Below are 14,829 nucleotides of genomic sequence, written 5' to 3'. Positions count from 1 at the left end.
TACTCCATAAGTACTCCACACATTTCGCATTCCAACGAGATCGGGCGCGATCCGTGAATAGTTAATCAGAGTTTGTATTAATTAAAGCGCCTTCTCCGTGACCCTGCCGTTAGCGTCTATGTTGGCATTAAAAGATAGGGTGTTCAACAGCTTAATCGTTTTCCTATTGTAGGAATCATCCATAAAATTAGGCTGTCCGCCAATGATTTTGACAGGTATAATCTTGCTGGTGATCTTGGAGTCCTTAATCTCAACATTCAACAGCATAGAATTAAGTGTTTTTTCCCCACCACGTGTGGAGCGATTAAACACAAAATTCCCAAGTGAATAATAAATGGGCTTGTGCTTATAGTATTCGATGCCCATAAGGCAGTGACTGTGTGCGCCAAGAATTAAATCCGCCCCGCTATCAATCATCTGTTTAGCTAGTGTGCGAGCGTACTTTTCAGGGAAATCCTTAAACTCTTCATTCCAGTGAATATATACGATCGTGTAATCATTCTCCTTGGACATCTTCTGAATGGCGCTAAGCATAGGTTGCGAGGTGTAAGCTGAAGCGGCTCCCGGTTTGTTTTTGCCGGCATACCACGCAGGATCTGAAAGCACACGGCTAACGCCAAGGATGGCGATCTTTTTCCCTTTTACTGTCTTAGTATAAGGCTTGAACGCTTCATCTTCATCTTTGCCAGCTCCTGTATGGCCAATCTTGTTTCGATCCAAATGGATCAGCGTGTCGAGCATAGCGTCTTTTCCATAATCCAAAATATGATTATTCGCCAAGGACACTCCATCAATCCCGGCATAGGTTAAGCCACCTAACGTTGCTGGTTTGGATCTGAAGGCAAAGGTTTTCTCTGCCGCTTTCCCTCGGATAGACACAGGCGTCTCCAGATTGGCGAAGGCGATGTCAGCCTTTTGCAGCGTAGGTGCGACCTTTACAAACGGAAAGTTCACCCCATATTTAGCAATCTGATCGCCAACAAAACCATCCAAAAGGATATCACCCGCAAAGGCAAGCTTTATAGGATCTGAAGATAGTGAAGCTGCACTGGAAGCAGATGTCACAGGAACTATTAGTGATAACATAAGTGTAATAAGTGCTATTCTACGCAAAACCTTCGATCCTAATCTCAAAAAACACAGCCTCCTCTCATCTTTTTATTAGCTATGATCCTAGCATACTGGAAAGAGGTTACTAAATTAAGAGTAGAAAGACCTGTTATTCCTTTGCTTTTTTCAGAACGGCTCTGAAGCAATTTAATCCGCCCCACGCATCCGTATGCACAGCATCCGCAGGCAACTCAAAATCCGTCTCCCCCCAATACTGAAATCCAGTTTGCAGCAGCAGGTCATTCATAAGACTCAGATTTACCGTCGGGTAATCAAATGTCAATACCAATAATCCTTCTTCGTTCAACGTCCGGTGAAATTCCCGTAAAGTACCCACTGTATCCTCAAAGCTCAAATGCTCTAATACTGATATGCAAAAGACAGTGTCAAAGCTCTCATCCTCATAAGGCAGATCCGTCAGATTAGCTTGAGCGAAATGCAGGTTGTTTGTTCTTCTAGCGATAACCTGCTTCGCCGCTTTTTCCCCAATCTCATTCTCAATACATTCTTGGATAGCTTTCGGGTAAATAACCCTACTGTCCTTATCGCAGGCATAGACCTCTGCACAAACCCCTGCCAAATAAAACTTCAAGGGATGAGGAATCCCACAGGCGGCATCCAGCACAACACCATGCGGAGAAATAAAGTTAATACACCACTCATATTCAAAGGGACGGCTCCACCATGATTCCGGCAGATCATAAATCAACTTCTCACGACGTGCATCTGAATTTACGAAAAAACGCGAGACAAAGGGATGGGTTGGCATGGCCAGGACTCCTTTTTCAACGGAATTTTAGGTAGTGAGAGTATATTCATGATTTGCTGATTCATTCCATAACCTTACATTGAACGAGACAAACCCAAAAAAACGGCTGCTCCCTTAGGAACAGACCGTCTTTAAATATAACTGTATAGTATAAACCTTATGCGTAGAATGAAAGAGGTTTGGACTCAATTCCATGTCTCTCGATCATCTTATCAAGTAACGCAGACCATTCCGCATCGACCGTACATTGCTCAGGATGAGCCTCGAACCAAGCAACCGACTGCTTGATCCCTTCGGAGAAAGGCACAGTAGCCTGGAAGTCAGGCACGAAACGTTTGATTTTGCTATTATCAAAAACACTGCTTACCGCTTGATCACCGATCAAGCCATCCGCTGTCCCTGGAGGGGAAAAGGCTGCGATAAAGTCTGTGGAGATATGCACCACTTTAGGTTCCACACCTGCCGCTTGTCCGATGGCCGCGTAAATCTGATTCCAATTTAATACCTCGTCGGAAGTTATATGAATGGCCTCACCTATCGCTTCCGGATGTCCAAGCAATCCAACGAAACCTTTGGCAAAATCCGAATTATGCGTCAGTGTCCACAAAGAGGTTCCATCTCCATGTATGACTAAAGGTAAGCCGCGGCGGATACGATCGATCAGTGACCAAGGATGCTGGCCACTCGTAAGTGCCGCAGGGATGGCTGTATTTCCATAGGTATGGGAAGGACGAACAATCGTAACCGGGAATCCGTTCGCCTTGTAAGCTTCCATCAACAGCTGCTCACACGCAATTTTATTCCTCGAATACTCCCAATAAGGATTCTCCAGCGGTGTCTTTTCTGTAATTACATAATTACGCTGCGGCTTCTGATAAGCAGAGGCTGAGCTGATGAAAATGTACTGCTTCGTTTTACCAGTGAACAGGTCAATGTCTACCTGCACATGTTCCGGTGTAAAAGCAATCCAGTCTACCACTACGTCAAATTCGTAATCTCGTAATACTAATGCAGCTTCTGCCGGATTACGAATGTCTCCTTTAATTACTTTTGCACCTTCTGGAACGAATTCATCCCGCTGTCCTCTGTTGAACAAATACAGCTCGATTCCTTGAGCTACAGCCAACGGGGATACAGCCTGACTAATTAATCCCGTACCTCCGATAAATAAGACCTTCATTTTGCACGCTCCTTATAGTGAATCCGGCTCGTTATTTACTGGTTAACATAATCTCGCCATACGTGCTTCGGCTGCCAATTCAGCAGCTTTTTGGCCTTCTCATTACTGAGTAGCGACTCGTGACCCTCCAGCGGCTGGCGGAAATCCGTCACCTCTGGATAACGTGCGGCCATTAGCTCTCTGCTAGGAACAGCCATGCTGGTCTCATCTGCACATATATTAAGAGCAACCGCGCCCAATCCATCCGTTTCGATTGCCAATTGGCAAGCTGTTGCTACATCCCGTGTATCAATATAACTCCATAGAATCCGATCGCGCTGCGCTGGATCATGAATGAAGGAAGGGAAACGTTCATACGCCGATGGATCAATAACATTTCCGATTCTTAGGGAAACGACCTGTATACCCTTTCTGCGATAGAACATCTCAGCGGTTTGCTCATTCACAACCTTAGACAGACCGTAGCTGTCTTCAGGCAACTGTGGATGCTCCTCATCCATAGGCACATACTTCGGCCCCAAAGGATTAACCGCAAAACAGATTCCGTAAGAGGATTCACTGGAAGCAATCACTGCTTTTCGAATCCCGAGACCCGCTGCAGCCTCCAAAATGTTATAGGTAGATACTACATTATTTTGAAAGGTGACCTCACTCGTCTTTATATTTGCAGCTGGGATCGCAGCCAAATGTACAACTGCATCAGCGCCAGCAAGTACACCATATACTTCACCCAAATTATTCAAATCAGCAATCATCGTTTGGCACAAAGAATCTGCGGATTTTTGCGTATCTACATTCACAACCTCATATCCTTGCTCTACAAAATGCCGGACCACCCATCTGCCCAACATCCCACTGCCGCCTGTAACAACTACTTTCGCCATGAGTGTGTCTCCTTTTTTATGAAGCTAACAACTACTCCAGAATCTCCTCAATCTGCTTTAAAATCTCTTCCGAAAGCTCAATACCCGAAGCCTTAACATTCTCTTCGACCTGCTGCGGACGGCTGGCACCCACCAGTGCACTAGCTACATTAGGTTGACGCAAAATCCAAGCCAAAGCCAAATTCCCAACAGAAATATTCAGTTCCGTGGCGATCCCACTCAATTGGCGGACTTTTTCAATCTTTTCTTCTGTAATCGAATCTTTTAATCGATCCAGCTTAGCAGCACGGCTATCCTCAGGGATGTCCGTGTTATACTTTCCAGTTAACAGCCCTTGAGCCAGTGGAGAAAATACCACCTGTCCAATCCCACGGCGCTCACCGAGCGGAATAATTTCTTTTTCAATATAACGGTTAAACATATTATAAATCGGCTGATTAACAACAATATGATCTAGCAAATAGCGGTCTGCTACAGCTAACGCATCGGTCATTTGCGCCGCCGTCCACTCACTAACACCGACATAATATACCTTGCCTTGCCGAACCAGATCATCTAGCGCACGTAAGGTTTCTTCAATTGGAGTTTCCGGATCAAAACGGTGGCAATACATAATATCCACGTATTCTACTCCGAGACGTTTCAAGCTAGCATGACACTGTTCCGTGATATGTTTGCGGGATAGTCCACGGTCGTTAGGTCCCGAGCCCATTTCCCCGTATACTTTAGTAGCTAATACATAGGACTCACGAGAGTAATTACGTAAAGTCTCACCTAGTACTTTCTCGGCAGCACCTTTTTCATAAACATTTGCAGTATCAAAAAAATTCACGCCTAAGTCGTAAGCGGTTTCAATGGCATTAACAGCATTATCTCTTTCCACATAGCCTCCGTATGTCAGCCAGCTTCCCAAACTAATCTCACTGACTTTTAAACCGGTTCCACCTAATCTGCGATATTTCATAATAACTGCTCCTCTCCATAGTTCCGTGTTTGATTTTGGCAGGTTGCTTAGCACTCATATTCATTCTAGAATAGTTTGTATATAATAGAAAGAAGTGAAAATTAGTTTATTATATGATCTCTAGTGTAGTTACTATACTAGAGTATAGTAGCTTCACAAACAGGAGGAGATACCTTGAAGACAGCTAAATCTACTAATAATTATATCCCCAAAACCCCTGTTACTATTGAATGTAATGTTGAAAAAACACTTGAAGTATTAGGTGGAAAATGGGCCTTTCTTGTCCTCAGAGAGCTATTCGACGGCACGCAGCGTTTTGGGGCACTGCAACGAAAAATCACTAATGTGTCTCCCCGCGCACTGACCACTACGTTGCGCCATCTGGAGGAGCATGGTGTGCTTGAACGTCACGTATTTCCAACTGTTCCTGTTACGGTAGAATATTCGCTTACTCCCAAAGGTGAGGATTTACATCAAATTTTGAAGGAAATGAAGCTGTGGTCCGCGAAATGGACTTAGCTTGAGCAGATTGTGACTGATGAAAAAAGAAGCTGTCCAAAAAGTAGAGAATTCTACTTATAGGGTAGCTTCTTTTTTATAAATTGGCTATACAATGGATGGATTCTTACTTTCACCCAGGGGATATGTGCGATGTGCGGTGTGCGGTGTGCGGTGTGCGGTGTGCGGTGTGCGGTGTGCTGTGTGTGATGCGCCGCGGTGTGCGATGTGTGATGTGCGCTTTAGTGTAATTGGGGAAAAACTCCCTAAAAATAGCTGATATTCGCTAAAAAAGAGCATAATGAGGGAATTTCTCCCTAAAAATCGGGTTGATTCCTTTCTTTTTCACCAAATCAGGTAAATTACAGGGAGGTTTTCCCTAATTATAAGTTAGATGACCAAATATCTAAGAATTATAGGGAAAAATTCCCTAATTATAGAGTCGGAATGCGTATTTAGTTAACTGAAAACAACCGGAGATACCAGCGATTTCTGTGATCACGTCATAGACAAATTGCCGCTTGAGGTCAGCAGAGGCTGTCTTCTTTCGTAGAAAATCCACCTGTAGAACAACCCCTCCAACATTTTTACTATATTGATCTAATATTTATCCACAATCGCGCCGAGAACTGCCGTATTTACATAGGGTTTTCCTTTGAGGCTTTGCAGCTCTTTCGCAGTTCCAGTAACGACAACTCCCAATAGCTGTACATCACTGGCGTCCGGCGCCGCTTTATCCTTTTTCAAGTAATTCGAGATTCGCTCAAACTCTCCGTAATGCTTGCCCTTCATCTGAAGCCCATAGGTTAAGGATTGTAAAAAATCCTCTGGTTTCGGCTTAAATAACCCTTCCCATTCTCCACCGTAGCCATATACTTGTCTAGCAGATTCCGGTAAGGCATATTTATTCGGGCTGCTGTCATTCCTAATAAACTCAAGGTTCTTTTTATTGTCATACGTATCTACCCAATACCAAGTCTGTGTCAAACCCGCCGGCAGCATCTTCTCTACCTCTGCCTGAGTGTAGCTTTTATCAAAAGAAACAGCCATTTCTACGAGCTTGCCAGGTTCCATTTGTTCGAGTGCAGGCAGGTCATTTAGCACTTTTTCGTTATAATTCACTCCAGGCACATAAAACATCATTTCCCGCTGACCATTTTGACTGTTATATCCTCGGTAGTATTCATAATTTTGCTGTGTCATTACCGGGTCAGGAACATTTATACTAGAGTATCCCCTATTAAGCAGAGAAAACCGGCTGCCCATATCGAAATACAGTTTTTTTGTATCCCATACGATGGGTACACCCTCAACAACTTTGTAAGTACTCAGTTCGACTTTACCCGATAGAAACCCTAAATCAAGCTCAGTTCTCAACTCCTGAAGGTTAGGACTGCTTATTTTCATCATGATCCTCTCTTCATCCAGACCACGCATTGCCAACCAGCTTGTCAGATGGGCGTTGCCCAGCATCCCGCCGAATAATACTATAACCGTCACCACTAGAGAAATGATCGTATTTCGAATCATTGTTTTTCGTTTTGCCTTCTTAATTACTTTTGAAAGGTTCTGATCATCCTTTTGTTCCCATGGAGCTGTCATTCCACTTCACCTCTATACTTTTTTTGAAATTGCTTGCGGGCGCGAAACAATGCCGATTTGACTGTATCTGTCGTAATTCCCAGAAGCTCAGCTATCTCCTGATAGGACAGCTCCAGCTCATATTTCATAATAATGAGTTGTTTATGGAGCGGTAGAAGCTCATCCAACACTCTTTCGATGTCTTCCCGTTTCTCTTTTAACAGCACATGATCCTCTGGCAATTCCATATCCGGCACATCTACATAGTCAATAGGAATGACTATCCGCTTGCGGCGGCGGCACAGATCATAGTAGCGATTGATCGCTACTTTATATAACCATGCACTGAATTTGTTCTCATCAATGGAATCAATATACAAAAGAGCCTTATACACCGTATCCTGTACGATATCTTCAGCGTCGGCTGCAGGTGCCCCGAGACGAATCAGGTATTTTTGAATTTCTAACATTTTAGGTTGAAGTATCTGATGTAGCTGCCCGGGCTTCATCCTGCACCTCCCTTCGTATGTATAACGATAAAGTTCTCAGAATGTTAGCTTATGAGGTAAAAAAATTATAAAAGAAAAGACGGCTGCCTCAGAAAGACATGCCGTCACATTTTAAAGAATGAATAAGGTTCCAGTACAATTCCTATATATCCGTAGGATTCATTGCCTGCTGAGCTGTAGATATGAGTATGGTTTGAACTTTCAGAGATTGTTTGTCAATAATGAAGCCTATATAGAACCCACCCTCCATATTATCCATTTCAAAAGGTGACAATCGGGGCTCATACACTCCACCCTTGTTCTCAAACCAGTAACTTACTATAATCCCGTATTCGTTATCCACTGCAACGTATGTACCATATGCCTTTAGCACATCTTCCAATGTACTTACCCCAGGTCGAATATTGTTCAATGTACCTATGTGGATTGGATCAATGCGCTCATTATCTTTGTCTATTTTCCAAGCGTTCAGCCGACCTTCGGTATCATAATGTACAGATACTTCTTTATACATTTCATTATTGAATACATCTTGACCTGTTGAATCCCCGTAATGTTCCTCTACTAACATTCTTGAACTCCCAAAATCAATAAAAAGATTACGTCCACTATCCGCTATTCCGAAATCACGATCAGTTACCGGAACCGCTATAAAATCCTTCAAGCCTGTACCCTGTTCCGGTAATGACGGTAATAGACTCCGATCCGATCGTTCTTCTGGACGAGAAATTACAGTATATATTCCCTTAAGCTTGAGCATTCTCATCCATTGTATAGCCTCTGCTCTTGTAAGCGGGAGATTTCCTTTGAAACCTACTAGCGTTGGCTCTCCGGGAAGTGGAAGTAGAGAGTTACCCAGCAAATAAACCACGGAATCCGTGTCGTTGTAATTCATCCCTAGACCAGATGCAACTAACCTTGCGGCGGCCATTCTGGTGATTGGAGTCGATCTTGCCACTGGATATTGTAGTCCAGTAACTGGATGATTCCACCACTTAGCCATTCTATACGGTGCTGCTGTCCATTCTTCGCCTATGCTAGTAGCCTTTGGATAGCCGAAAGAAAGATAAAATAATTTCAAAAATTCTGCTTCCGTAATCGACTGATCCGGTCGAAAGCTCCCATCATCATAACCAACCATCAATTGGTTGCCCAACGCCCAGCGCACCCAAGGCTCGGACCAGTGACCTTGAATGTCAGTGAACAGTGAAGATGCCGGATCCTCCTCACCGTCCTCTTCCACTTCTTCATATGTCCCTGTATTCTCGTACGTTGTCGTGTCAGCATGAACTCTATAACTCACGTTGCCGCATGTTACAATTGTCCCTGAGATAAGACCTAGTACCAATAGCTTCATTATCTTCAATTTAATAATCCCTTTCGTTCTTATCGGTAAGGGGTTCCTGCTCTCTTTGTCAGGTTTATCGAGATTAACCCTTTATCTTAACTATCGGGTAAAAAGTCTGATTCGTAAATATACTGCTCTCCTTTTTCACAAGAAAAGCCAAAAAAGATCGCTCCCCTTCATAGCGGGAACGATCTTAACCTACCTACTACTTAGACCTTTAATCGACGTTCGAAAGCTTTGGGGATAAGCATTATAGCAAGTATACCTATGATTATCACCGAAAGGATTGACAAGGGTAGATGTAATATAGGGATGCCAAAAATGTTATAGGATACATATTTTTCGATTAAGGATCTGCTAACCATTACACCTGACGGTAAAAAAGAGATTATTTTGCCCAACATTCCAGGCAAAGAGAAAAGGGGAAGAATAACTACGAATGCTGCCAGTCCAAGACTGCTTAAGCTACTCCGACACAAAGCGGATATCAGCGCCGTCAATAACAATAGACCACATGCAGCCAGCAAGGTTACAGCATATTTCAGGGCAAATCCCTGCAGCTGGGTTAAGGCATATGGAGTCTCATCAAAATAAAAGTAACTATTCAGCGGGGCATTCCAGCCCACGAAGCCGAACGGTAAACAGGCCAGCAATGTGCAAATTCCGTAAAAAAGAGTAACCCAGCTAAACGTAACTATAAATCCAGCTAATAGTTTTGCCGCAACAATCTTCAATCTTCCGTATCTACTAGATAGAATAAGTGCATCCATTCTATAGTTTTCCTCACCAGAGAACAAGGGTGCCAGCGCAAATACTAGAATAAGACCGATCAGAAGATCGCCGACGCCAGGCGAGCTTGAAAAAAATATATGTAATAAGTCCCAGTCCTCCGTTACATAAAACCCCCGTGGTTTTCCCTCCTCCAGCATGGAGAGTTTTTTAGTAACATCTCTTAGTGCATATGATCCTGGTTCTTGCTTCTCCAATAAAACCTTCCGCTCTCTCAGCTCTGTTAAATTTCTGTTGAATTGATCTGCCATATAAGCTGTACCAGCATAGTGTTGCTCCAGAATTCGTTTCATCTTCTCCTCTTTGGGCCAAGCGCTGTCTTCAGCATATTCTTCTTTGAGTCTAGGTGCGTATTTCAAAGCTAAATCTGGTTGAATCGATCCTAGATGAGTGGCAATAGCTTCAGGCTTTTCCTTGTTTACAACCAATAGACTATCCGTACCGGATGGGTAGAAACTAACAAAACAAAAAATTGCTAATGCAATACTTCCAGCTATAGAAATCCAGACTCTGGGAATCATAATTTTGCGTAATTCAAACATCACCAGACGGTTCATGTGTGTCATCCCCTCCGAAAATAATGCATATATACATCTTCTAATGAAGGATTCACCATCCGTGCATTCTCAACTGGCAAAGTCTTGCTGACTACCCGAACCACTAGTCCAGTATCTGTCTGCTGCACATTCACTACAGTTCCATTCTCTTCGATTTGAGCCAGCAACCGCCCGGGGACATGTGCCTCCCAAACCTCTCCTTGCAATTCATTGGTCAACTCCTTAATTGTTCCTTGACGAAGTAACTCTCCTCGCCCCATCAGTAGCACCTGTTTAGCTATATGATCAACATCAGAAACGATATGAGTAGACAAAATAACGATGCGCTCATTTGAGATTTCAGAAATTAAATTACGAAATCTTACGCGTTCCGAGGGGTCAAGTCCTACTGTGGGCTCATCCAATATGAGGATGCTCGGATTATTAAGCAATGCTTGTGCGATACCGAGTCTACGCTTCATCCCGCCGGAGTACTTTCCGCATTTTTTATCCATTTCACCGGATAGATTAACCGTTTGAGCCAGAACCTCTATACGATCACTCGCCTCCTTCCTGGTCAACCCCTTTAGGGCAGCAACATAATACAAGAAATCACGAGCTGAAAAATGATTGTACATCCCCAGTTCCTGTGGTAAATAACCAATCTGAGCCCGGTACTGATCCCCCATGTCATCCTTGTTTTGTCCATCTAAAAGTACATTTCCACGAGTCGGATACAGAACATCTGCGACAATACGCATCAATGTCGTTTTTCCTGTTCCGTTAGGTCCTAGAAGACCATACACACCAGGTGACATAGAAAGGTTAATAGTATTCAAAATTCGCTTTTTGCCGAAATCATGTACGATATTACATAGTTTAAGCTCCAATCAGAAACCCTCCCTTGCTCAATACTCTGGATTGAAACCTCATGGCTAAGACAAATAACACTGCCGACAGAACACCCAATCCCATTAACCAAAATAACTCAACCGACGTCGTCCAGCTCACTGCAAATTCTCCGGAAAATAAAATCATCCAAAAGAGAGGCAAACTGAAGAGTACGGTCGTTAATTGTCTAAAATTACGTATCAGCGTAGATAATACTGACGCTACCGCCGCATTCATTAGGATTGGGATGCACCATAGCAAGGTCATACGCAGCATAAACTCCTTTCCCCCTAAAGGGGTTACCATAGCAGTAACACTAAAGTTAATCATTAGTGAGATCAGCCCTGCCATAAGGAACCGAGCTTGCACATACCGATGCAACGGGATTCTAAAACTACGTGCGAGTTCTCCCATTCCACAGAGCGTATTCCGAGCCGTATGAGAGACGACCACCAGTAAAGGAATACAACCCACGATGGACAGAATAAACATAGGGCTAACAATCTCCGTAACACTCAGAACCAAATATCCTACTACAAACAAGATCACACCAAGCACAACTTCTCTCCACCATCCCTGTGAAAAAAGAATCCTCATCTGTTCCCGTACAAATAGAGGAACTGGTGGGACTGGCGCAGGTAAAGCCCGCTTGGATCTTCTCCACCTGCTCATGGCTTCTTCTGCAAAACCGTCAAGGAGTGGCGGTTCAGGAATGCACTTGATGGAATTCACGATCTCCTCTACAGACTCTGCTGTCATCTCATCCTGTAAATTTAGATTGAGGTAATCTTGATGGTTACGTTTAACCCTCATTTCCCTGCTCCTTTCTTTAGGGGTTGGGATATATCCTCTTGCTTGGAATACCTTAGTAAATCGCGTAATTTTATCAGTGATCGACTTACCCTTGACTTCACAGTTGATTCAGGTTCATGAGTTACGGCAGCTATTTCTGTAAACGTAAATTCATATTTATACCTTAACAAGAGCGCATCCCTCTGTTCCTCTGGCAGTGAGCAAATCGCGGCGTATACCTGCTTAACCTCTTCACGAAGTAATATTCCTTCAAGAAAGTCTCCTTCGACTGTGATTTCATCAGATAAGCTTTGATTCAACTCTGCTTGCCGAGCACTTTTGCTGCGAAAATAGTCAATGCAGACATTTTGCGCGATCGCCATCAACCAAGCTCGAAAACTCCCCTGTTTATTTTGATAGCTGCCAAGCTTGGCCCATGCTTTTTCATACACCGTCTGTGCAAGATCCCAGGCTAATTCGTCATTATGTATTTTCCATCTGATGAATCGATAAATATCGCTATAGGTATACCGAATTAATAATTCCACCGCTGCCTCATTGCCCTGCTGCGCTTCTGTGACCCATTTGTCCTCTCCGATTTAATTCCCCTCCAATCTACCAATCTACTAAATATAACGAAATCGCCTACAAAGTAGACGCATCACATTAAAAAGACCAACCAGAAGGTTCTGGCTGGCCGAATATAAATTTTCCCTAGATTATGTCCCCGGTTCAAATTATGAGTGAACATTCTCAGCTTGTATCTTAGTGAATTATATAACATTGATTCTATTAATTTCCATAGTGTACACTCATTACAAGTGGTCTTTTTGTGAAACTCTTCGGAAAAGGTGGATTATTGTTCGATGAAACAAATAATGCTGTCTATTCTTTTGTTGGTTTCTTTAATAGGTATAAGCGGATGTGCAGAGAGTAATATAGGAGATCTTAAGATAAGCGCAGGAGATCAAGAAATTAAAAGTACAACATTATCTAACACTAAGAGTGACTCATCCTCAAACGCTGAAGCAAGTGGATTTGAATTCGCCTTTGAGCAGGATGCAGTAAAGAATATTCAATATTTAAAAAATGGAGAAATCATTACTCTAGACTTTGGAGATTCTGAGCCAGATAATGTATCGCTCGAAGATAGCGTACTAAATAAGAGTGGAGCTTATCAATTTTCATCCAGAGAAACACTAGAAGTTCCAATTACAAAAGAAGACGGTAAATATTCCTTTACGATCGAAAAGCATATGGCTTCTTCATTGAGTTCGTTTTACGAAGAGAACAAAAAAGACTATAGAGGCTTTAGCATAACGGCAAGCTGGGGAGAAAAAGAATATAGATATGCTTTTGTTATACAAGCGGATGCCAATTAAAGCTAACATTCTGATTTAAACCCGATAATCATATTAGGCATTCCATCGAAATATTCAGGGCCCAGTAGTCATCCAGATGGCTACTGGGTTCCCTTGAATAGAAATCTAACTATCTATTTTTTAAATATACAACAAATTGTTCATGCAACTCTAGTTCGGATCGTTTAAAGATCCCAGCCCTCGGAATTTAATTATTGAAAAGTAGGAATAACAAGATTATGAATTTGCTCTGACCCGAGTTTACTTTCAACAAAAGATATTTATGGATTCTTTCGCGATATTGATTATAAGTGATTTCAAAGCTTTGCTTGTCTCCCTGTGCATCCGGATAAACAGTGGATTTGTCATGAGCTCCAGACATTGTAAGAACCTCCTCTTGACCTTACATTTAATTAGACACCGCTGGTTGATTAAAAGCCTCATGTCATTTCAAAAAAATCCATAATAAAAAACTGTCGATTGCTAGACAATTATATAGAGCCAAGTTATAGTATTGATAATACTTTTAATAACCATTTTTAAAAGTCTAGAGGTGAATAAAATAAACCAAATCGCAAACAATTCTATTCGTGTTAAAAAGATAAATCAGGAGCTTATCAAGCAGGCCTTGAAATCGATGAAAGAAGGAACCAAATCCACGATTGCAAGTGCCACCGGATTAAGTATTGCTACCTGCGGAAATATCCTGAATGAACTTCTGGAGACTGGTGAAGTCATTGAGACTGAACTGGAGGCATCAAATGGAGGTCGACCGGCCAGACGATTTATCTATAACGCTGATTTTTCCTATATTGCATGTATCTATGCCAAAATTGAGGATGGCCAGAAATCCATAACCTATGCGGTGACCAATTCAGTTGGTGATCGTGTGGATCATGGATGGATGGAATTAGAGTACATAGATGCTGCAGCCATCGACCATCTGCTGGATACGCTTATCCAACAATATAACAACATCAAGGCAGTCGGGATTGGAATTCCCGGCCTTGCTCACCAAGGTGTCATTAATATCTGTGACATTAAAGAGTTAATTAATGCTCCCTTAGAATCACTGCTCAGAGAAAAATACGAGCTTGAAGTCACGATTGAAAATGATATGAATCTGACCGTTTACGGGTTCTATAAACAGCAGGATTATGAAGAGGATAAAACCATTGTCGTGGTGACCTTTATCAAAGGAGCTTTTCCAGGCGCCGGGATGATGATCGACGGGCATATCCACAAAGGTAATACTAGATTTGCTGGTGAAGTCTCTTTTTTACCGTTTGGAATCTCGCGTGAACAGCAATTGAGTAGCTTGGACCACACGGATACCTTCATCCCTTTGGCGGCTCACACTATATCGTCCCTGATTGCAATTATTAATCCAGAGACCATAGCTCTCACAGGAGAACAAGTCAAACAAGAGAATGTGCGGCCGATTTATCAACGTTGTCTGGAAGTGATTCCAGAGGAGCATATGCCTCACTTAATTGTGCTGGATCAACCTGATGATCATTACATGAACGGATTAATTGCGATCACACTGGAAAGCTTAACCTACTCATTGCAGTTGGTTGAGAAGCGCCGTTAAAAACATAAAACTAACATACACTT

The 14,829-nt window shown here is 42.7% G+C and carries 16 protein-coding genes; 3 read left to right on the top strand and 13 right to left on the bottom strand.

Translation table 11 applies throughout. From position 1 onward, the window contains the following. Positions 1-81: 81 nt before the first annotated feature. The 5 genes from MKZ16_RS09700 to MKZ16_RS09680 all read right to left on the bottom strand — a co-directional run bounded on the left by MKZ16_RS09700 (position 82) and on the right by MKZ16_RS09680 (position 4,907). The gene (locus MKZ16_RS09700; protein ID WP_256715466.1) at positions 82-1,134 is read right to left on the bottom strand and encodes a CapA family protein; all 1,053 of its coding nucleotides are present in this window, start codon (positions 1,132-1,134) and stop codon (positions 82-84) included. Positions 1,135-1,219: 85 nt separating this feature from the next. Further along, positions 1,220-1,879, bottom strand: a complete 660-nt coding sequence (locus MKZ16_RS09695) for a class I SAM-dependent methyltransferase (protein WP_036684047.1) — start codon at positions 1,877-1,879, stop codon at positions 1,220-1,222. 157 nt (positions 1,880-2,036) lie between these two features. Then, positions 2,037-3,059, bottom strand: a complete 1,023-nt coding sequence (locus tag MKZ16_RS09690) for an SDR family oxidoreductase (protein WP_076104599.1) — start codon at positions 3,057-3,059, stop codon at positions 2,037-2,039. A gap of 35 nt (positions 3,060-3,094) precedes the next feature. Further along, a complete protein-coding gene (locus tag MKZ16_RS09685; protein WP_076104598.1) occupies positions 3,095-3,943 on the bottom strand; it encodes an NAD(P)-dependent oxidoreductase in 849 nt (282 codons plus the stop codon). A 31-nt stretch (positions 3,944-3,974) separates the two neighbouring features. After that, positions 3,975-4,907 (bottom strand): aldo/keto reductase family protein, encoded by a 933-nt coding sequence (locus tag MKZ16_RS09680; protein WP_038569620.1) that lies wholly within the window; start codon positions 4,905-4,907, stop codon positions 3,975-3,977. Positions 4,908-5,081: 174 nt separating this feature from the next. On the opposite strand from MKZ16_RS09680, the gene MKZ16_RS09675 reads away from it, so the two are divergent. Continuing rightward, a complete protein-coding gene (locus MKZ16_RS09675) occupies positions 5,082-5,426 on the top strand; it encodes a helix-turn-helix domain-containing protein (RefSeq protein ID WP_036684053.1) in 345 nt (114 codons plus the stop codon). A gap of 409 nt (positions 5,427-5,835) precedes the next feature. On the opposite strand, the gene MKZ16_RS09670 is transcribed toward MKZ16_RS09675, so the two are convergent. The 8 genes from MKZ16_RS09670 to MKZ16_RS09635 all read right to left on the bottom strand — a co-directional run bounded on the left by MKZ16_RS09670 (position 5,836) and on the right by MKZ16_RS09635 (position 12,399). After that, positions 5,836-5,967, bottom strand: coding sequence for a hypothetical protein (locus MKZ16_RS09670; RefSeq protein ID WP_254924624.1), 132 nt, complete (start codon positions 5,965-5,967; stop codon positions 5,836-5,838). A gap of 38 nt (positions 5,968-6,005) precedes the next feature. Continuing rightward, entirely contained in the window at positions 6,006-7,007 is a 1,002-nt protein-coding gene (locus MKZ16_RS09665) for an anti sigma factor C-terminal domain-containing protein (protein ID WP_036684054.1), read from the bottom strand. After that, positions 7,004-7,495 (bottom strand): RNA polymerase sigma factor, encoded by a 492-nt coding sequence (locus MKZ16_RS09660; RefSeq protein WP_076104596.1) that lies wholly within the window; start codon positions 7,493-7,495, stop codon positions 7,004-7,006. The genes MKZ16_RS09665 and MKZ16_RS09660 overlap by 4 nt, the downstream gene beginning before the upstream one ends. A gap of 142 nt (positions 7,496-7,637) precedes the next feature. Beyond that, on the bottom strand, positions 7,638-8,852 hold the full coding sequence (locus tag MKZ16_RS09655) for an S-layer homology domain-containing protein (RefSeq protein ID WP_143759026.1): 1,215 nt from the start codon (positions 8,850-8,852) through the stop codon (positions 7,638-7,640). Between the two features lie 200 nt (positions 8,853-9,052). Beyond that, complete coding sequence (locus tag MKZ16_RS09650; protein WP_076104595.1) at positions 9,053-10,189, bottom strand: ABC transporter permease subunit; 1,137 nt, start codon at positions 10,187-10,189, stop codon at positions 9,053-9,055. Positions 10,190-10,194: 5 nt separating this feature from the next. Further along, the gene (locus tag MKZ16_RS09645; protein WP_076104594.1) at positions 10,195-11,058 is read right to left on the bottom strand and encodes an ABC transporter ATP-binding protein; all 864 of its coding nucleotides are present in this window, start codon (positions 11,056-11,058) and stop codon (positions 10,195-10,197) included. After that, positions 11,048-11,872, bottom strand: coding sequence for a hypothetical protein (locus MKZ16_RS09640; protein WP_038569608.1), 825 nt, complete (start codon positions 11,870-11,872; stop codon positions 11,048-11,050). Before MKZ16_RS09640 ends, MKZ16_RS09645 begins: the two co-directional genes overlap by 11 nt. Beyond that, positions 11,869-12,399, bottom strand: a complete 531-nt coding sequence (locus MKZ16_RS09635; protein ID WP_051491311.1) for an RNA polymerase sigma factor — start codon at positions 12,397-12,399, stop codon at positions 11,869-11,871. Before MKZ16_RS09635 ends, MKZ16_RS09640 begins: the two co-directional genes overlap by 4 nt. A 318-nt stretch (positions 12,400-12,717) precedes the next feature. Between MKZ16_RS09635 and MKZ16_RS09630 the strand changes: the two genes are divergently transcribed. Beyond that, on the top strand, positions 12,718-13,233 hold the full coding sequence (locus tag MKZ16_RS09630; RefSeq protein ID WP_076104593.1) for a hypothetical protein: 516 nt from the start codon (positions 12,718-12,720) through the stop codon (positions 13,231-13,233). Positions 13,234-13,897: 664 nt separating this feature from the next. Next, positions 13,898-14,806 carry an ROK family protein gene (locus tag MKZ16_RS09625; RefSeq protein WP_051491321.1) on the top strand — a complete coding sequence of 303 codons (909 nt, stop codon included), beginning with the start codon at positions 13,898-13,900 and terminating at the stop codon, positions 14,804-14,806. Positions 14,807-14,829 lie beyond the last annotated feature (23 nt).

This window comes from Paenibacillus sp. FSL R5-0928 (assembly GCF_037970385.1).
GTDB lineage: Bacteria > Bacillota > Bacilli > Paenibacillales > Paenibacillaceae > Paenibacillus_AQ > Paenibacillus_AQ odorifer.
Note: the sequence above shows the minus strand (reverse complement) of the source record. Positions and strands in the feature narration are given on the sequence as shown.